Source organism: Neisseria sp. HMSC070A01 (assembly GCF_001810165.1).
Taxonomy (GTDB): domain Bacteria; phylum Pseudomonadota; class Gammaproteobacteria; order Burkholderiales; family Neisseriaceae; genus Neisseria.
Genome location: NZ_KV800126.1, coordinates 321433 through 340374 on the forward strand (window position 1 = coordinate 321433; position 18942 = coordinate 340374).

Sequence of the window (18942 nt, forward strand, 5' to 3'; positions counted from 1 at the left end):
CCTTTTTAAGCGGGGGCTTTTTTCATTTAATTAGCGCTACTATTGCCTATGCCTGTGCGGCATCCAATGCCTGTGCCAAGTCGGCAAGCAAATCGTCGATATGCTCGATACCCACGCTCAGGCGTACCATGTCGGGGCTGACGCCTGCTGCGGCGAGTTCTGCATCGTCAAGCTGACGGTGAGTCGTTGTAGCGGGATGGGTAGCCAGCGATTTGGCATCGCCGATATTCACCAAGCGCAGGAAGAGTTGCAGTGCGTCGATGAACTTCGCGCCAGCTTCACGACCGCCTTTAATACCGAAACTCAGCAAACCTGAGGCTTTTCCGCCGTAGTCTCGGTCAATCAAGGCTTTATACGGACTGTCGGGCAGGGCAGGATAGTTCACCCATTCGACCTGCGGATGTTTCTTTAAGAATTCGGCTACTTTTAGGGCGTTTTCGCAATGACGTTCCATACGCAGGGCGAGGGTTTCCAAACCTTGAAGCAGTAAAAATGCGCTGTGCGGAGACAGGGCGGCACCGGTGTTACGCAATGGGACGACACGGGCACGGGCGATATAGGCGGCCGCACCAAAATGTTCGCAGTAGTTTACGCCGTGGTAAGACGGATCAGGCTGATTGAAGGTTTTTTCAAAACGCGGATTGCCTGCCCATTGGAATTTGCCGCCGTCGATAATGGCACCGCCAATCGTTGTACCGTGACCGCCGATGTATTTGGTCAGGGATTGGATAACGATGTCGGCGCCATGCTCGATGGGGCGGAACAATGTGGGCGTAGCGACTGTGTTGTCCACCATCAGTGGCAGCCCTTGAGCGTGCGCGGCTTGGGCGAATACTGGAATATCAACGACATTGATGGCGGGATTGCCGATAGATTCGCAATACACCAGTTTGGTACGGCTGTCGGTATTGGCGGCGATTTCTTCGGGTTTGGCCGGATCGATAAAGCGTACTTCAATGCCTTGGCGCGGCAGGCTGTGGGCAAAGAAATTGTAAGTGCCGCCGTAGAGCGTTTTGGTTGCGATGATGTTGTCGCCTGCTTCAACCAAGGTTTGAACGGCATAGGTAATTGCAGCCATACCGCTGGCGACAGCCAATGCGGCGATACCGCCTTCCAAACGGGCAACGCGTTCTTCCAAAACGGCAGTGGTCGGATTCATGATACGGGTGTAGATATTGCCCGCTACATCAAGGTTGAACAAGTCTGCGCCGTGTTGCGTGTTGTCGAAAGTGTATGAAGTGGTTTGGTAAATGGGGACGGCAGCGGATTTGGTAGTCGGTTCGGATTGATAGCCTGCATGCAGGGCAATGGTTTCCCGTTTCATTTAAATATCCTTGTAGCGATTAAATAATGATAAATAGAGGCCAGCAGATTCGGATTTGAAGGGCAAACTTTCCATAACGGAAAAGTTCGGTATGCAGCAGCATACAGCCTTTCCTACAAGAAAGATTACCCTGAGCGACACGCAACTGACCCAAGAAGAACGATACCACATTCAAGACCTGTCCTGCCACCACACCATCATCGAATGACACCCCATCACAATACCGTTTACCGCGACCTTCTCCAAGATAAAAGCAACGGCGGTACTTTGTGGCAACAGCTCGGAATATGCAGCAAACCCTACTGCAAACGATACGGCGGCATACAGACCTAAGGCAAAATGCACGATCGCGTCGGCATGGAAAACGTCCCTCCATGGTCGAGCAAAAATTCCGTATTGGTGATGGGTAGGCTAATACCCTTGATGACAAAGATCAGAAAAGCGAAGACCTTTGCAAAAATCCCCCAAATTTCTAAATGTCTGGGTAGGACTTTAGGGATTTGGGGGATTTTTTAAAGGGATTAGGCCGTCTGAAACTGCGTCATAGAAAGTTTCAGACGGCCTTTACGGGATTCTTTGGATTTGAAAATAAAAAAAGACTTGAATCATCAAGTCTCTCATTTCATTTTTCATTAGATAAAAAAATATCAAGAATGGCGGAAGCGGTGAGATTCGAACTCACGGAGGGCTATCAACCCTCGACGGTTTTCAAGACCGTTGCATTAAACCGCTCTGCCACGCTTCCGTTCTTGAAGCCGTAATATTAATGGAACTTACGGCCTTTGCCAAGTGGTATTTTAGGGAAAATATCTAGTATTTTGTTTTTATTTGGATTGTTCTTCACGCATGAATACCCATTCGGCTTCGTTTGAAGCTGCTTCATTGAATGAATAGCCCTCGTAGTCGAAATTTTTGAGCATTTCAGGCTCGGTAATGCCGTGTTCTGCCGCGTAGCGTACCATCAAACCGCGCGCACGTTTGGCGTAGAAGCTGATGATTTTGTATTTGCCGTTTTTCTCGTCTTTAAAAATCGGCGTAATCAGGCGTGCGTTGAGTTTTTTGGTGTTGATGGATTTGAAATATTCTTGTGAGGCGAGGTTGATTAAAACGTCGCTGCCGGCCTGCTTCAGCGTTTGGTTGAGCAGGTCGGTAATTTTATCGCCCCAAAATTCGTAGAGGTTTTTACCGCGCGAGTTGGCAAAGGCCGTGCCCATTTCCAAGCGGTAGGGCTGCATCAAGTCGAGCGGGCGCAGTACGCCGTATAGGCCGGAGAGCAAACGGACGTGTTGTTGCAGGTAGTTGATTTGCTCCGGCTTGAGCGTATCGGCGGCAATGCCTTCATAGACGTCGCCGTTGAACATAAATACGGCCTGCTTGGCGTTTTCATGTGTAAACGGCGTGTGCCATACGGCATTGCGTTCAGCGTTGAGCAGGGCGATTTTGTCGGAAACGTGCATCAGCTCGGCGATTTGTTGAGGGGCAAGTTTGCGCAATTCCTGCATCAGGATTTCTGCTTCGGGCAGAAGGTCGGGCTGGGTAAAGCTGCTGACGGGGGAGGGGTCTTTTTCGTTGAGGTTTTTGGCTGGGGATAAGACAAAAAACATAATAATTTCGGCTTTGAAATGAATAATGTGTGGGATTGTAGGTTTAAAATCGAGGAAGAACAAGACGGGCTAAACGCATTAATTGAATGCTTTTATTGAAACGTATTTCTGTTGAAAGTAAAATTCGAAGCTTCCACCTGTTTCTGACATTTCTACTTGAGGAGAATATCATGTCTAAAACCATTATCCATACCGACAAAGCCCCTGCCGCAATTGGCGCATACAGCCAAGCAGTCCGCGCAGGCGATACGGTTTATATGAGCGGTCAGATTCCTTTGGATCCGGCTACGATGACTGTGGTCGGTAATGGCGACTTCCGCGCCGAAGCCGTGCAAGTATTTAAAAACCTGCAAGCCGTAGCTGAAGCGGCCGGCGGTTCTTTGAACGATATCGTCAAACTCAATGCTTATTTGACCGATTTGGCCAACTTTGCCGTGTTTAATGAAGTGATGGCTGAATTTATCGAGCAACCTTTCCCTGCGCGCGCGGCAGTTGGCGTGGCCAGCCTGCCTAAAGGCGTTCAGGTTGAAGCGGAAGCAGTATTGGTTTTAAACGCATAATTGATGTTTCAGACGGCCTGGGCTGGGCTTGAGGCCGTCTGAAAATAATAACAACGGAAAACAATAATAATGGCACATTACGCAATCGGAGACATTCAAGGCTGCTTTGACGAGCTGACTTTGCTGCTTGCCAAAATCGGCTTTAATCATGGTACGGACACCCTTTGGCTGGTCGGCGATATTGTCAATCGCGGTCCGAAGTCATTGGAAACCCTGAAATTTGCCAAAGAGTACGACAGCAGTGTGCAAATGGTTTTGGGTAATCATGATTTGCATCTTTTGGCCGTCGGTTGCGGTGAAGGAACGCTCAAGCGCAGCGATACGGTTGAGCCGATTTTGACCCATCCCGAGAGTCAATCCCTATTGGACTGGCTGCGTCATCAACCGCTTTTGGTGCGCGGCAACAGGCATGTGATGGTGCATGCCGGTATTTTGCCGCAATGGTCGGTTGATAAGGCCGAAAGCCTTGCCCGTGAAGCCGAGGCTGAATTGCAAGGTAAAAAATACAGGAAATTTTTTGGCAAAATGTACGGCAACAAGCCGACTGCGTGGACGGATGATTTGACAGGCTACGAGCGCCTACGCATGATTGTCAATGTCTTTACCCGTATGCGTGCGCTGACGTACAAAGGCGAATTGGATTACGAATATAAATCCACTTTGAAGAAAATGCCGCTTTACCTGCGCCCTTGGTTTAAAGCGCCTGATAGACAGAATTTGGATTATATTACCGTGTTCGGGCATTGGTCGTCATTGGGCTACGTTAACACAGACCAAGTAATTGCTTTGGATACCGGCGCGTTGTGGGGCGGAGAGCTGACAGCGGTCAATTTGGATACCAACGAAGTGATACAGGTACCGTCGTTGGGCGGATTGGACTGGAAAACGGCATTGAAATAGTTTGGATAAGATGAAAGGCCGTCTGAAATGTTTCAGACGGCCTTTTTGTATTGGTTAATCCAAAGAAGGCAGGAGTTTTCCCGGATTCATGATGCCGTAAGGGTCAAGCTGATTTTTGATGGCATGCATCAGAGCAAGTTCGGCCTGTGTGCGCACTCGGGGCAGCCAATGTTTTTTGATGATGCCTACGCCGTGTTCGGCGGCAATCGTGCCGTGGCAGGCAAGGATGTTTTCATAAACAATGGTATTGACGGCGTCTTCGTATTGGTAGGCTTCGTTGCTCAATACGTTGGGCAGGAATGTATTGTAATGCAGGCTGCCGTCGCCTAAATGTCCGAAGCAGACAATTTGTATGCCGGGAAAGTGGGTTTCCAAGGCAGGCGCGCATTGGCGGACAAAAGCGGCTACTTGGGCGATAGGGACGGCGATGTCGTGTTTGATGCTGGTGCCGAGTTTGCGTTGGGAAGCGGAAATATTTTCACGCAGGGTCCACAAATCAGCGCGTTCTTGCTCGGATTGCGCCAAGATGCTGTTTTCCCATCCGTTTTGATAGAGAAATTCGGCAAGCTTTTCATCCAAACCTGCGTCGGGAACAGAGTCGGCAAGTTCAATCAAAATATGCCATTCTGCATCGGCAGGCTTTTTGAGTTGGCTGAATTCCGAAGATAAATCGAGGGCAAAGCGGCTAATTAGCTCGAAACTGGTCAAGCGTTCGGCAAAATGGCCTTGAACAGCGGTCAAAAGCGAGACGGCAGATTCAATATCATCTAGGCCTACCCATGCAGTCGCTTTGGTTTTGGGCTGGGCAAAGAGTTTGAGTGTGGCGGCGGTAATGATGCCTAATGTTCCTTCGCTGCCGATAAAAAGATGGCGCAAGTCGTAGCCGGTCGTGTTTTTGTGTAGGGGCTGAAGGTGGGAAATCAGTTCGCCGTTGGGTAAAACGACTTCCAAACCCAATACCAAATCACGCATGCTGCCGTAACGCAAGACATTCAAACCGCCTGCATTGCAGGCGATATTGCCGCCGATTTGGCAAGAGCCTTCGCTGGCAAGGCTGAGCGGAAACAGTCGTCCGGCTTCGGCTGCCGCCTTTTGAGCATTTTGCAAAATCACGCCGGCCTCAACCGTCATGCTGTTGTCGGCAAGATTGATATCACGGATGCGGTTGAGCTTGGAGAGGTTGAGCAGTACGCCTTCGTTGGTTACCGTCGCGCCGCATAATCCGGTATTGCCGCCTTGCGGGGTGACGCGGATGCGGTTTTCAAAACAGAAACGCATGATTTTCTGCACACTTTCGACAGAGTTCGGCTGTAAGACAATATCCGGAGAAGAAGTAAAACGGCGGCGTTGGTCGTTTAACAAGGCCGGAGTGGCTTCGATGATTTCAGTGGCAGAAAGAAACGCTGCAAAACGGTCGTGAAGGTGCATGGCGGTCAGACGGAAATATTGGGAAGGGAAGATGAAGGAATGTAAAAAAGCAGGATACGCAATGGTATCCTGCTTTTTTTATATTCAAAAGAATATTATTTAGCAGCTTCAGAAGCGGCAGAAGCAGCGGCATCAGTAGCAGACGCAGCAGCTTCAGTAGCAGAAGCAGCGGCTTCAGTAGCAGAAGCAGCAGCTTCGGTAGCGGCAGAAGCAGCGGCATCAGCAGTAGAAGTAGCAGCTTCAGTAGCAGAAGCAGCGGCTTCAGAAGCAGCAGAAGCGGCAGTTTCAGCAGCTTTATCAGCACCGCCACAAGCGGCCAAAGCTAAAGACAACAAAGCAGCAGCGAACAGAGATTTTTTCATTTTTAAGAACCTTTTTTAAATCGATTTAAACTAAAAATAGCCGTCAGACGGCCTATACAGTAGAAATTCATTGCTGAATTTTTCAATATTATGCCCCACGGGATAGGTCAATGCAACGTTGCGTAACCGTTTGCCGGCTAAAATCAATACGAAAATAGTGAAAATAATGTAAATCATATTGGCGCGCGAAAAATCATCTAAAAATATTCATTATTAATGAAGATTTTAAAAATATATTGTATTCAATGGTTTGTGTATTTTTATTTGTTATTGGTTTTAAGGGTTTGGAATGTTTTTGCTTTGGGGAAGTTTTTTGTAATTTAATCACTTTGTGTTGTGAAAAAGCAACTTCTGCGTATTGAAATCATTTGATTTTGCTTTTTTATATAGGCTTTTATCTTTTTGTCGCATTTGCACGGGGTATTTATTAAAGCAAGCCGATTGTTTGGTTGCGGCTGTGATAGAATAACTGTAACGTAACTTTTAAATATTGATTAAGGACGGCATGATGTCTATTGTTAAAAATTCCGTAGTTTCCCTGCATTATGAAATGTACGATGCCAACAACCAGCTGTTGGACAAAACCGAAGAGCCGATTGCTTACCTGCATGGCGGTTATGACGGTATTTTCCCTTTGGTGGAAGAGGCGTTGCACGGCAAAAATGTAGGCGATACCGTCGAAGTGGCTTTGTCGCCCGATGATGCTTTCGGCGAACAAGATCCTGAGTTGGTGCGCATTGAAGATGTCAGCGTGTTCCCTGTTGAAGTAGAAGTCGGCATGATGTTTGAAGCCGATGATCCGGAAACCGGCGATGTATTAATTTATCGTGTAACCGATGTTGCCGACGGCAAAGCCGTGGTGGACGGCAACCATCCTTTGGCCGGTATGAAAGTATTGTTCAAGGCGACTGTTGAGGGTGTGCGCGATGCGACCGAGGAAGAAATTGCCCACGGTCACGTACACGGTCCGCACGGTCATCACCATCACTAATCAGGCTTAACGCATGATAAAGGCCGTCTGAAAAGGAATGAAATCCTCCTTTTCAGACGGCCTTTAAGTTTTTACAAGACAGATAAATAGGAAATTTTGGCTCAGGTCAAATCAAGCGGGGAAATATGGGGTTTGTTTGAGACTACAATGAATTACATATCACGGTGCGGCAGAATCTGTATTAAGATTCAGATATTGGTAAAACAGGCAGAATACAATGAGTGAAACATTGGAGCAGCAGGCGGTGCAGGCCGGTATTGATTTAGGTTACCACGACATCAACGGCACTTATCATGTGACCAAAACGGAAGTTTTGGAATCGATTGTCGCTATTTTGGATAAAAGCAAACCGGATTCAGACGGCCTTTATTTGAATACGATGGTTGCGCATGAAAACGGCGAAGAATCTTTACAGATGCCGTCTGAATTTCATGGCGCTGAAGCGGTCGTATTGATTGATGAAGCAAATAAATGTCAGACCTTGACTTTGTATCCGGGCGACAACGATACGCTTTGGATTAAGCTGCCCCAACTGGCTTGCGGTTATTACACCTTGTCGGCCGAGACCGGCGGCAAAAGTTGCCTTGTGCGCCTGATTGTTGCGCCTGAATCGGTTTATCAGCCTAAACTGCTTGCCAATGGCGGACGGATGAATGGTTTGACCATGCATTTGTACAGCCTGCGTTCTGAGCGCAACTGGGGCATAGGCGACTTTACTGATTTGCTGAACCTGATGAAATATGCGGCGGAGAAAAAGCTGGATTTTGTCGGTATCAACCCTTTGCACGCTTTGTTTACCAGCAAGCCCGCCTTTGCCAGCCCGTATAGCCCTTCTTCGCGCGAATGGCTCAATCCGATTTATTTGGATGTTGAGAAGGTCGGTGCGTTCACTTATAACGAGCAACTAAAAAACTGGCTGGCACAACCGAAAATCCGTCAGCGCATCGCTGCTTTGCGTATCACGGAAACGGTGACTTATACAGCGGTTTGGGCATGCAAGCGTGATGCGCTGCACATGGCGTTTAACGCGTTTGAACAAGATACCTGCGAAGCCGCGGAAAATGAACGCGCTGTATTTGAAGCTTTTGTATTAGAAAAAGGCAAGGCTTTGCAGGGCTTCGGTTTGTTTGAGGCTTTGGACCAGTATTACAGCCGTCCCGGACAAGTGGGTTGGCAGTCATGGCCGTCTGAATTTCATCAACCCGATGGCGAAGCGGTAGAAAAATTCGCGCGCAGCCATGAACGTGAAATCCGTTTTTATATGTGGCTGCAATGGCTTTGCGCGGAGCAGTTGCGCGAAGTCAACCAAGCCGCTGCCGAATACGGTGTCAAACTCGGTATTTACGGCGATTTGGCAGTCGGCGTGGCGCGCGGCAGCGCGGATACTTGGTTAAACCGCCAAGATTATTGTATGGACTTGTCAGTCGGCGCGCCGCCCGATCCTTTGGGGCCGACAGGGCAGAATTGGGATTTGCCGCCACTTAATCCGTTGATGTTGAAGCATACGGGCTATGAAAAATTTGCCCATCTGTTGCGCGAAAACATGCGTCTGTATGGCGTATTGCGGATCGACCATGTAATGGCATTGTGTCGTTTGTGGTGGGTATTAAACGGTAAAACGGCGGATTTCGGCGCGTATGTGCATTACGATGCCGAAGTGATGTTTGCTATTTTGGCGTTGGAAAGCCGGCGCAACCGTTGCGTCATCATCGGCGAAGATTTGGGAACGGTACCTGACGAAGCCCGCCATCTGCTCAACCGCTATCAGGTGTTCTCGTACAAAGTAATGTATTTCAGCAAGGGCTGGAACGGTTTCCAATTGCCGGAAGAATACCCCGAGCAGGCGATTACGGTCATCAGCACCCACGATGTTGCGCCCTTGGCAGGCTATTGGACAGGCAAAGATTTGGATACGATGTTCAAACTCGGTACTCTGCCTGATGCAGCCGCTTTTCAGACGGCCTTGGATGAGCGCGAACACGATAAAGCCGATTTGCTGGATAAATTGAAAGAAACCGGCTGTCTGGGTGCAGACGTACAAATGCCGGCAAAAGCCGATGAAACCTTGTTGGCGGCTTTGCACAAATACGGCGCATTGAGCCGCAGCAAGCTTTACGCCGTACAACTGGAAAACCTGCTGGGCGTCATTGATAATCTGAATGTCCCGGGTGTAACCGAAGGCTATCCGAACTGGGCGCAAAAAATGCCGGTTTCTTTGGAAGATTTCCTACAACACCGCCTCATGGGCGGCCAACTTGCCATTATTGACGAGGTACGCATGAAAACAAACAGCCAAATCAAGACTTATCATGAACTTGACCAAATCGAGCGCGATACGGTCGAAAGCCTGTTTCTTGCCACCCATAGCGATGTGTTCGCTTATCTGGGACGACACCGCCTTCCAGAGGGTGATGAAGTAGTACGCGTTTTGATTCCCGGCGCAGTAAGCGTGGATATTGTGAACCGCCGCAGCGGCGAACTCATCGTGCCGTCTGAAAAAATTGATGAACGCGGTTTCTTTGTGGCCGTCTTGCCCGATGATGCGCCCGATTACGCTTTGCGTATCCGTTACACCGAAGACACCGAGCCAGTGATTGAAGAAGACCCTTATCATTTCAGCTCTGCGTTGCAAGACATGGATTCCTGGCTGTTGGCCGAAGGCAAACACCTGCGTCCTTATGAGACTTTAGGCGCGCATTTTGCCGAGTTGGACGGCGTGAAGGGCGTACGCTTTGCCGTCTGGGCGCCCAATGCGCAACGCGTTTCCGTTATCGGCGAGTTCAACAACTGGGACGGCCGCCGCCATGTGATGCGTTTCCACCGCGACAACGGCATTTGGGACATCTTCATTCCTGCCGTCAAACTCAACGCCCTCTACAAATTTGAAATCCGCGATGCCAACGGTAATGTACGTGAAAAAGCCGACCCGTATGCTTTCGGTGCGGAACTGCGCCCGACCACGGCATCTATCGTGCGCGGTTTGCCTGACGAAGTGGAAGAACCGGCCTTCCGCGCCCGTGCCAATGCCATTGATGCGCCGATCAGCATTTATGAAGTACATTTGGGTTCGTGGAAGCGCAATCCGGAAAACAATTACTGGCTGACTTACGAACAGCTGGCCAAAGAGCTGGTGGCATACGTCAAAGACATGGGCTTTACCCATATCGAGTTCCTGCCTGTTTCCGAATATCCGTTTGACGGCTCATGGGGCTATCAGGCAACCGGATTGTATGCGCCGACCAGTCGTTTCGGTTCGCCGGAAGAATTGCGCGCATTGATTAAAGCCGCGCACGACGAGGGCATCAGCGTTATCCTCGACTGGGTGGTCGGCCACTTCCCGACCGACGACCACGGCCTGGCCAAGTTTGACGGCACCGCGCTGTACGAACACGCCGACCCGCGCGAAGGCTACCATCAAGACTGGAACACCTTGATTTACAACTTCGGCAGAAACGAAGTGAAAAACTTCCTGCAAGGCAACGCCCTGTATTGGATAGAACGTTTCGGCTTCGACGGTATCCGCGTTGACGCGGTTGCTTCCATGATTTACCGCAACTACTCGCGCAAAGACGGCGAGTGGATTCCGAACCAATATGGCGGCCATGAAAACCTTGAAGCCATCGCTTTCCTGCGCGATACCAACACCATGTTGAAAGAGGAAGTTCCGGCTGCGACTGAAATCGCCGAAGAGTCTACTTCATTTGCCAATGTAACCCGTCAAGAAGGTTTGAACTTCAGCTTCAAATGGAATATGGGCTGGATGAATGATACTTTGCGTTACATGATGGAAGATCCCATCAACCGCAAATATCACCACAACAAAATGACCTTCGGCATGATGTACCAGTACAGCGAAAACTTTGTTCTGCCGCTTTCACACGATGAAGTCGTGCACGGCAAACGCTCGCTGCTCGGACGTATGCCCGGCGACTGCTGGCAGCAATTTGCCAACCTGCGCGCCTACTACGGCTTTATGTACGGTTTCCCCGGCAAAAAACTTTTGTTCATGGGCAGCGAGTTTGCGCAAGGCCGCGAGTGGAACTACAACGAAGGGCTGGATTGGTTCCTGCTGGAGCAAGAGGGCGGCTGGCACAAAGGCGTGCAAGACTTCGTACGCGAATTGAACCATGTCTATAAAGACACCGCGCCGCTTTACCAATTGGACCAATGGCCGGAAGGCTTTGAGTGGCTGGTCGCCGACGATGGTAATAATTCCGTATTCGTCTTCGAGCGACGCGACCGCGAAGGCAACCGCGTTATCGTTATTAGCAACTTCACGCCTGTGGTGCGCGAAGGCTACCGCTTCGGCGTGAATTCTGCCGGCGAATACCGCGAAATCCTCAATTCGGACGACCTGCATTACAAAGGCAGCGGCGTTTCTGCCGGCGCAACGGTGGAGACAGAAGAAGTTTGGTCGCATGGCAAACCAAATTCCCTGTCTGTTACCGTACCACCGTTGGCAACCGTTTACCTGTATCAGGCGGCAGTCAAAGACGAAGCGTAAATCAACTTTGAGGGTGGGCATCATGCCTGCCCAATCAGCTGAAAATTAAAAGATAGTGGTATAAATATGACTCAAGGCCGTCTGAAAGATTTTCAGACGGCCTTATATTGGACACGAAACCAAATACATACCAAGGAATCATTCTATGTCTGCCAAATCATGGCATATCGAGGAAGGCAAGCCTTATCCCATGGGCGCGACCCTGACAAGCAAGGGCGCGAATTTTACTTTGTTTTCCATCAATGCCGAAAAGGTCGAATTGTGTCTGTTTGATAAAGATAAAGAAACCCGTTTGGAGATGCCTTCGCGGCGCGGTTCGGTATTTTACGGATTTGTGCCGGACGTTAAGGCAGGGCAGCGATACGGTTTCCGCGTGTATGGGCGTGAAAACGCAGAATACGGCTCATGTTTCAACCCCAATAAATTGCTGATTGACCCGTATTCCAAAAAAATTGACGGCAAACCAAACTACCGTAACGCCGAAGAAATGGCATGGTTCAGGCCGGAAGATGAACGCGACAATGCCGCCGTTGCGCCCAAAAGCGTCGTGGTCGGACGCAGCCGATTCAATTGGGCCAAAGATTGCCGTCCGGAAATACCGTGGGGCAAAACCGTTATTTATGAAGCCCATGTCAAAGGGTTGACCAAGCAATTCCCCGATTTGAAGTACGCAGGCACTTATAAAGCTTTGTGCGATAAACGGGTTTTAGCCTATTTGCAAGAATTGGGGGTAACGACGGTCGAGCTGCTGCCGATTCATTATCATCTGGATGAATACCATCTTCAGCAGATGGGTTTGAGCAATTATTGGGGCTACAACACTTATTCCCATTTTGCCGTCGAACCGTCTTATGCCGACAATCCCGAACGTGCGGCGGCGGAATTTAAACAAGCGGTCAAAGCCCTGCATCAGGCAGGTTTGGAAGTGATTTTGGATGTCGTGTACAACCACACGGCCGAGCAGGACGACAAAGGCCCGATGCTGTGTCAGCGCGGTATCGACAACACCTTATGGTATTGGCACACCCCTTACGGCAATTATGAAAACTGGTCGGGTTGCGGCAATACGCTCAATATTGTCCGACGCGACGTTACCCGTTGGGCGGCAGACAGCCTGCGCTATTGGGCGGAAGAGTTTCATATCGACGGCTTTCGTTTCGATTTGGGAACCGTATTGGGACGCGAGCCTGATTTCCAATCGTACGGCCGTTTTTTCCAAGTCCTGTATCAAGACCCGGTTTTGGCCGGTTTGAAGCTGATTGTCGAAGCATGGGACATCGGCGAGGGCGGCTATCACTTGGGTAATTTCCCGCAACCTTTTGCCGAATGGAACGGCCGTTTCCGTGATGACATGCGCGCGTTTTGGTCATGGGAAAGCGGCAATTTGGGCGCATTTGCCGAACGCTTGGCCGGGTCGTCCGATATTTTCAACCATAGCGGCCGCCACCCGTCCGCCAGCATCAACTTCATCACTGCACACGACGGCTTCACTCTGCGTGATTTGGTCAGCTACAACGAAAAACACAACGAAGCCAACGGCGAAAACAACCGCGACGGGCATAATGAAAACATCAGCTACAACCACGGCGTAGAAGGCGAAACCGATGATGAAGAGGTGTTGCTCAACCGCGAATACACCTCCAAAGCGCTGCTTGCCTCCTTGTTTTTATCCAACGGTACGCCCATGCTTTTGGCAGGCGATGAGTTCGGCAACAGTCAGCAAGGCAACAACAACAGCTACTGCCAAGATAATCCGATTACATGGTTGGATTGGCAAAATGAGCCTCATGAGTTGCAAAATTACACTCAAGCGCTGATACGCGTACGCAGCCGAATCAAGCTGCTGACAGATGATTGCTGGTGGGAAAAAGAGCGTGTGCAATGGCTCAATGCGGACGGCAGCCCGATGACCGAATATTGTTGGCATAACAGGGGCAGTAAGGCGATTCAGGTTGTTTTGGACGATGAATGGCTGCTGTTGGTCAATGCCAAACGTAGTCGTCAGTTATTTAACCTGCCTCAAGGCAATTGGGAAATTTCTTGCGTACCATCTGAGAAATTTAATTACGAAGAGGCTGGAAAATGTGTTGTCGAACACATGGGGATTTGGGTTTTACATAAAACGAATTAAATGAAAACCAAGCCGTTATTGTGTTAACTCTTTGATATTTCGTCTGTATCCGTTGGGCCGAAGCTTGCATGGCATAAATGGAAATGCCGATGAGATGATGAGTGGTTTAATTTGTAATTAAATGTTTTATAAAGAAAAAATAATACGGAGTTGAATCTTTCAGTTATAATCCGTATCAAACCTGAAACAAACCTACCTATAAATTTTTCAGACGGCATTTATACTTCTTCAGGCCGTCTGAAAACTGAATGACGTTGTTTCTATAAACCATCAGGCGCGTTGTCCAAGTGCCTCAAATGAAAGAAAGGCTTCCATGGCTAAGCAAAAACTCCCCATCTCCGGCTACGATTACGTTATGCCCAAACCGGATGCAGAAACCATCCGCAAGTCCATTGTTTACAAGTTGATTTTCATCTTGGGCGTCGATCCTAAAGAAGCAACTTCACACCAATGGCTCAATGCCGCCATGTTGGCCGCACGCGACCTGATTGCCGAGGATTTCCTCAAAACACGCCGCGCCCACATCGACAACAGCAAACGCATGGTTTATTACCTGTCTATGGAATTCCTGCTCGGCCGTGCGTTTGTCAATGCGCTGATTAACGAAGGCGTTTATGCCGAGTTTGAAGAAGCCTTCAAGCAACTGGGCAAAGAATTTGCCGATGTCTGCGAACAAGAAGAAGATCCGGGTTTGGGTAACGGCGGTTTGGGCCGTCTGGCCGCCTGCTTCCTCGACTCATTGGCAACCCTGCGCATTCCTGCCATGGGCTACGGTATCCGTTACCAATACGGTATGTTCAAACAAGAAATCGTGGACGGCCAACAAGTCGAAAAACCCGATTTGTGGCTCGACCAAGATTTGGCATGGCAGTTTGCCCGTCCGAACAAACAATATTCCGTCCGTTTCGGCGGCCAAGTATTGAACTTGGGCAACAAAAAAGAATGGCAGCCGAGCGAAGAAATTTCCGCTTGGGCATACGATGAAATTATTCCGGGCTATGGCGGCGAATGTGCCAACCCATTACGCTTGTGGGCTGCACACGCAGGCAACCTGTTCGACCTTGCCGACTTCAACCGAGGCGACTATGCCTCTGCCGTTCGCGCACAAAACAGCGACGAAAACATCTCGCGCGTCCTCTATCCTAACGACTCTACCGATTCCGGCCGCGAATTGCGCCTGAAGCAAGAATACTTCTTGGTTTCTGCTTCCGTTCAAGATATTGTTGCACGCCACAAATGCCGTTTCCCAAGCATCCGCACGCTGGCGGACGAAGTCGCCATCCACTTGAACGACACCCATCCGGTACTCGCCATTCCAGAATTGATGCGCATCCTGATTGACGAAGAGGGCATCGAATGGACTGAAGCATGGAATATGTGCTGTAAGATTTTCTCTTACACCAACCACACATTGATGAGCGAAGCCTTGGAAACCTGGCAGGTTGACCTGATGGGCCGTCTGCTGCCGCGCCATTTGGACATCATCTTTGAAATCAACGCCTACTTCCTCAATGCCTTACGCGCCATCGGCAACTTCGACGACGACTTTGTCCGCCGCGTATCCATCATTGACGAAACCCACGGCCGTCGCGTCCGCATGGCATGGCTTGCCGTGATCGGTTCGCACAAAGTTAATGGCGTGGCCAAAATCCACTCCGATTTGATGACCACATCCATTTTCGCCGACTTTGCCAAAGTATTCCCGGAACGCTTTACCAACGTAACCAACGGCGTAACCCCGCGCCGCTGGATCAACATCGCCAACCCGGGCCTGACCAAATTCTTGGACAAACATCTGGGCAACGAAGACTGGCGTCTGCATTTGGACAACCTGACCAAGCTCAACGACAAAGTGGACGATGCCTCCGTACAGGCAGAATTCGGCGCAGTGAAAAAAGCCGCCAAAGAGCGCCTCGCCAAATACATCGAAACCGAGCTGGGCATCAAGGTTAATACCGATGCACTTTTCGACATCCAAATCAAACGTATCCACGAGTACAAACGTCAAGCGTTGAACGTGATGCATATCGTCGACCGTTACAACAAAATCCTAGAAAACCCGGATTTCGATTGGCAGCCGCGCGTGTTCATCTTTGCCGGTAAAGCCGCTTCCGCCTATTACATGGCGAAGAAAATCATCCGACTGATTAACGACGTTGCCAAAGTCATCAACAACGACACCCGTATCCGCGACCTGATTAAAGTTGTATTCATCCCGAACTACAGCGTCAGCCTCGCCCAAATCATCATCCCGGCCGCCGATTTGCACGAACAAATCTCACTGGCGGGTACAGAAGCATCCGGCACCAGCAACATGAAATTCGCCCTCAACGGCGCGCTTTGCATGGGTACGCTGGACGGCGCGAACGTCGAAATTTTGGAAAAAGTCGGCGCGGACAACTGCTTTATCTTCGGTAACACCGTCGAGCAAGTTGAAGAAATCCGCCGCAACGGTTACGACCCGTTGAGCTATATCGAGCGAGACAGCGACCTGCGCCGCGTCGTCAACCAAATCAGCCAAGGCACTTTCTCTCCGGAAGAGCCAAATCGCTACAACGACGTGTTGCAACCATACGGCGACTTCTATCAACTGATGGCCGATTTCCGCAGCTACATCGATACGCAATACAAAGCGGACGAACACTACCGCAACGTATCCGCATGGCGCAAATCAGCCTTGATCAACATTGCCAACATGGGCTTCTTCTCATCCGACCGCTCCATCGCCGACTACTGCCGCGATATTTGGTACATCAAACCATTGAGCGAAAAAGAATTGCCCGGCAAAAATTAAGCGTTGAGCAGATAGCGAGAGCCGATACATCGGAAAGGTGTATCGGCTTTTTTTATATTCGCTGTTTTGAATTGGATAACAAACTTAAAAGGCCGTCTGAAACCTTTCAGACGGCCTTTTGTTTCATTTGCTTTGAGTATCAATCAAGCAAGATTATTTTTCAGCTTCTTCAAAGCCGACGACTTCGAGGCCGAAGCCGGTTAGGCCGGTGAAGGATGACGGTTGGCCGAGGACGCGCAGTTTTTTGACGTTGAGACCGGCGAGGATTTGTGCGCCTATGCCGTAGCTTTTGCTGTCCCATTTGTAGGCTTGGTTGGCGCCTTTGGGCAGGGTGCGGTCGAGCAGGGTGGCGCCGTCTTCGGTGCGGTGCAGGAGGATGACGACGCCGCTTTCGGCTTGTTGGATGCGCTCAAGGGCTTTGGGCAGCGACCATGAGTGGCGCGGGTTGGTTTGGATGAAGTCCATGACGCTGAAGGGTTCGTGGACGCGGACGAGGGTTTCTTCTTCGGCGGAAGGTGTGCCTTTGACAAGGGCGAGGTGGGTTTCGCCGGAGAGTTTGTCAACGTAAACGTGTTGTTGGAACTCGCCCCACGGGGTTTGTACGGGCGCGTTGCCCATGTCTTCAAGCAGGCTTTCGGTACGGCTGCGGTATTCGATGAGGTCGGCAATGGTACCGATTTTGAGGTTGTGTTCTTCGGCGAACTTCATCAGTTCGGGCATACGCGCCATGGTGCCGTCGTCGTTGATGATTTCGCAGATGACGGCGGCGGGAATCAGGCCGTTCATTTGTGCCAGGTCAACGCCGGCTTCGGTGTGTCCTGCGCGGACGAGTACGCCGCCTTTTTGGGCACGCAGTGGGAAGATGTGGCCGGGTTGGACGATGTCTTCAGGTTTGGCGGATGGGGAAACGGCGGTTTGAATGGTCAGGGCGCGGTCGGCGGCGGAAATGCCGGTGGTGATGCCGTGGGCGGCTTCGATGGAGACGGTAAAGTTGGTGCCGTATTGCGCGCCGTTTTTCTGGGTCATCATGGGCAGGCCGAGTTTTTCGACCATTTCACCGTCCATCGGCAGGCAGACCAGGCCGCGTGCGTTTTTGATCATGAAGTTGATGGCTTCGGGGGTAACGAATTGGGCGGCCATCAGCAAGTCGCCTTCGTTTTCGCGGTCTTCGGCATCGGTGATGATGACCATTTTGCCGGCTTTGATGTCTGCTAGGATTTCGGGGATGGTGGAGATGTGGGACATGGTATTTCTTTCTTGGCTGATGGTGGGGGCGTGGCGGTCTTGGTGGTCTTGATCCAGCCACATGTCAGGCATATTGGCTGCCTGCTCGATTTTTCGGGCTTTTTTCTCGCCGAAAGATTTGTTTTTCAGCAGGGCGGACAGCTCGCCTTGGTTGATGGCGATGGCTTGGGCAAACTTGGTTTGCTGGCCGTTGTGGTGTTGTGTTATCCATTGCCGCAGGTTGTGGCGGCGCAGGTCGGTGGTATTCATGATGGGATGAAGTTGAATTGTGTGTAATGGATTGTAGTCTTGTCTTTACCAAAAGGCAAACTTTGTTTGTGGGAATTTTTATTACTTTTTGGTAATGAAATTTATTGTTTCAGACGGCCTGAATATGGCTTGAAATTGATGGTTTTGGGAGAATATGGGGAATGTTTTGATGATTATTTTAACGGGGGATGTTTGAAATGAAAATGTTTGGGCGCGGATTGACCGTGCTGGTGTTGTGTGCGCTGACGGCTGCGGGCGGCTGGTTTTATGCCCTGCATGGTCAGAACGAAGAACATCAGGTTTTGTCCCGTGAAGGGGTTTTGATGCAGATTAAGCAGATGAACCGCTTGGAAAGTACGGCGTTTTATATCGATACGATTATCCGTACGGAGAAAAAAGGGGATTGGCGCAGGCTGTGGCAGGATTCGCAAAGCGGTATTTTTATTGTGCGCGGTAAGGTGTTGGCCGGTTTGGACTTGGACAAATTAGGCGCGGACAATGTCAATATTGTGGATGACAAAGTCTTAATCAGCCTGCCGGCGGTGGAAATTTTGAGCGTGGATTTGGAAAATATCGAAGTGTACGATATTCAGACCGGCTCGTTTAATTTGCTGCCTATGGATAAGTCGGTATTTAAGACAGTGCAGGAAGAGGCGAGACGGCAGGTGTTGCAAAGCGCGTGTAAGGCTGAGATTTTGGAACATGCCAACCGTCAGGCGCAAATGCAGTTGGAAAACCTGTTTGCATTGACGCAGACGAAGGTGTCCGTCTATCCGGCTGCGGTAGGGAAGTGCGGTTAAATAGATTGCTTGCAAAGATAAGGCCGTCTGAAAATTTTTCAGACGGCCTT

Annotated in this window: 12 protein-coding genes, 1 tRNA gene and 1 pseudogene; 8 read left to right on the forward strand and 6 right to left on the reverse strand. The window is 50.0% G+C overall.

The window, feature by feature from the left end; translation table 11 throughout:
• Nucleotides 1-46: 46 nt before the first annotated feature.
• On the reverse strand, nt 47-1324 hold the full coding sequence (locus HMPREF2711_RS10150) for an O-acetylhomoserine aminocarboxypropyltransferase/cysteine synthase family protein (RefSeq protein WP_003745993.1): 1278 nt from the start codon (nt 1322-1324) through the stop codon (nt 47-49).
• A 195-nt stretch (nt 1325-1519) separates the two neighbouring features.
• Here HMPREF2711_RS10150 and HMPREF2711_RS11355 point away from each other — a divergent pair.
• Nucleotides 1520-1731: pseudogene (locus HMPREF2711_RS11355) on the forward strand (IS30 family transposase); the annotation flags it as partial.
• A 247-nt stretch (nt 1732-1978) separates the two neighbouring features.
• Here the strand turns inward: HMPREF2711_RS11355 and HMPREF2711_RS10155 are convergent.
• Together HMPREF2711_RS10155 and yaaA are read right to left on the reverse strand one after the other, a co-directional pair.
• Nucleotides 1979-2069 (reverse strand) — tRNA-Ser (locus tag HMPREF2711_RS10155).
• A 79-nt stretch (nt 2070-2148) separates the two neighbouring features.
• Nucleotides 2149-2928, reverse strand: coding sequence for a peroxide stress protein YaaA (gene yaaA / locus HMPREF2711_RS10160; protein WP_070616189.1), 780 nt, complete (start codon nt 2926-2928; stop codon nt 2149-2151).
• A gap of 170 nt (nt 2929-3098) precedes the next feature.
• Here yaaA and HMPREF2711_RS10165 point away from each other — a divergent pair, with 170 nt between their 5' ends.
• Together HMPREF2711_RS10165 and HMPREF2711_RS10170 are read left to right on the forward strand one after the other, a co-directional pair.
• Nucleotides 3099-3488 carry a RidA family protein gene (locus HMPREF2711_RS10165; protein WP_003746001.1) on the forward strand — a complete coding sequence of 130 codons (390 nt, stop codon included), beginning with the start codon at nt 3099-3101 and terminating at the stop codon, nt 3486-3488.
• 69 nt (nt 3489-3557) lie between these two features.
• Nucleotides 3558-4388 carry a symmetrical bis(5'-nucleosyl)-tetraphosphatase gene (locus tag HMPREF2711_RS10170; protein WP_070616152.1) on the forward strand — a complete coding sequence of 277 codons (831 nt, stop codon included), beginning with the start codon at nt 3558-3560 and terminating at the stop codon, nt 4386-4388.
• 54 nt (nt 4389-4442) lie between these two features.
• Here HMPREF2711_RS10170 and HMPREF2711_RS10175 read toward each other — a convergent pair whose 3' ends face one another.
• Nucleotides 4443-5816 (reverse strand): FAD-binding oxidoreductase, encoded by a 1374-nt coding sequence (locus tag HMPREF2711_RS10175; RefSeq protein WP_003746006.1) that lies wholly within the window; start codon nt 5814-5816, stop codon nt 4443-4445.
• Between the two features lie 95 nt (nt 5817-5911).
• Nucleotides 5912-6178: a hypothetical protein gene (locus HMPREF2711_RS10180; protein ID WP_070616157.1), complete on the reverse strand. Its 267-nt coding sequence runs from the start codon at nt 6176-6178 to the stop codon at nt 5912-5914.
• Nucleotides 6179-6686: 508 nt separating this feature from the next.
• On the opposite strand from HMPREF2711_RS10180, the gene HMPREF2711_RS10185 reads away from it, so the two are divergent.
• The 4 genes from HMPREF2711_RS10185 to HMPREF2711_RS10200 all read left to right on the forward strand — a co-directional run bounded on the left by HMPREF2711_RS10185 (nt 6687) and on the right by HMPREF2711_RS10200 (nt 16598).
• On the forward strand, nt 6687-7169 hold the full coding sequence (locus HMPREF2711_RS10185; RefSeq protein ID WP_003683125.1) for an FKBP-type peptidyl-prolyl cis-trans isomerase: 483 nt from the start codon (nt 6687-6689) through the stop codon (nt 7167-7169).
• A gap of 217 nt (nt 7170-7386) precedes the next feature.
• Nucleotides 7387-11673, forward strand: coding sequence for a 1,4-alpha-glucan branching protein GlgB (gene glgB, locus HMPREF2711_RS10190; protein WP_003746010.1), 4287 nt, complete (start codon nt 7387-7389; stop codon nt 11671-11673).
• A 145-nt stretch (nt 11674-11818) separates the two neighbouring features.
• On the forward strand, nt 11819-13804 hold the full coding sequence (gene glgX, locus HMPREF2711_RS10195; RefSeq protein ID WP_003746012.1) for a glycogen debranching protein GlgX: 1986 nt from the start codon (nt 11819-11821) through the stop codon (nt 13802-13804).
• A gap of 313 nt (nt 13805-14117) precedes the next feature.
• Entirely contained in the window at nt 14118-16598 is a 2481-nt protein-coding gene (locus HMPREF2711_RS10200; protein WP_003746014.1) for a glycogen/starch/alpha-glucan phosphorylase, read from the forward strand.
• A 153-nt stretch (nt 16599-16751) separates the two neighbouring features.
• Here the strand turns inward: HMPREF2711_RS10200 and ribBA are convergent, their stop codons facing one another.
• Nucleotides 16752-18095, reverse strand: a complete 1344-nt coding sequence (gene ribBA / locus HMPREF2711_RS10205) for a bifunctional 3,4-dihydroxy-2-butanone-4-phosphate synthase/GTP cyclohydrolase II (protein ID WP_172884831.1) — start codon at nt 18093-18095, stop codon at nt 16752-16754.
• Between the two features lie 185 nt (nt 18096-18280).
• Here ribBA and HMPREF2711_RS10210 point away from each other — a divergent pair, with 185 nt between their 5' ends.
• Nucleotides 18281-18892 (forward strand): DUF4230 domain-containing protein, encoded by a 612-nt coding sequence (locus HMPREF2711_RS10210; RefSeq protein ID WP_003746016.1) that lies wholly within the window; start codon nt 18281-18283, stop codon nt 18890-18892.
• The last annotated feature ends 50 nt before the right edge of the window (nt 18893-18942 follow it).

What these genes read in the sequence shown, in the direction of transcription:
- HMPREF2711_RS10150 (WP_003745993.1), bottom strand. Translation starts at nt 1,324, where the DNA reads ATGAAACGGGAAACCATTGCCCTGCATGCAGGCTATCAATCCGAACCG.
- yaaA (WP_070616189.1), bottom strand. Translation starts at nt 2,928, where the DNA reads ATGTTTTTTGTCTTATCCCCAGCCAAAAACCTCAACGAAAAAGACCCC.
- HMPREF2711_RS10165 (WP_003746001.1), top strand. Translation starts at nt 3,099, where the DNA reads ATGTCTAAAACCATTATCCATACCGACAAAGCCCCTGCCGCAATTGGC.
- HMPREF2711_RS10170 (WP_070616152.1), top strand. Translation starts at nt 3,558, where the DNA reads ATGGCACATTACGCAATCGGAGACATTCAAGGCTGCTTTGACGAGCTG.
- HMPREF2711_RS10175 (WP_003746006.1), bottom strand. Translation starts at nt 5,816, where the DNA reads ATGCACCTTCACGACCGTTTTGCAGCGTTTCTTTCTGCCACTGAAATC.
- HMPREF2711_RS10180 (WP_070616157.1), bottom strand. Translation starts at nt 6,178, where the DNA reads ATGAAAAAATCTCTGTTCGCTGCTGCTTTGTTGTCTTTAGCTTTGGCC.
- HMPREF2711_RS10185 (WP_003683125.1), top strand. Translation starts at nt 6,687, where the DNA reads ATGTCTATTGTTAAAAATTCCGTAGTTTCCCTGCATTATGAAATGTAC.
- glgB (WP_003746010.1), top strand. Translation starts at nt 7,387, where the DNA reads ATGAGTGAAACATTGGAGCAGCAGGCGGTGCAGGCCGGTATTGATTTA.
- glgX (WP_003746012.1), top strand. Translation starts at nt 11,819, where the DNA reads ATGTCTGCCAAATCATGGCATATCGAGGAAGGCAAGCCTTATCCCATG.
- HMPREF2711_RS10200 (WP_003746014.1), top strand. Translation starts at nt 14,118, where the DNA reads ATGGCTAAGCAAAAACTCCCCATCTCCGGCTACGATTACGTTATGCCC.
- HMPREF2711_RS10210 (WP_003746016.1), top strand. Translation starts at nt 18,281, where the DNA reads ATGTTTGAAATGAAAATGTTTGGGCGCGGATTGACCGTGCTGGTGTTG.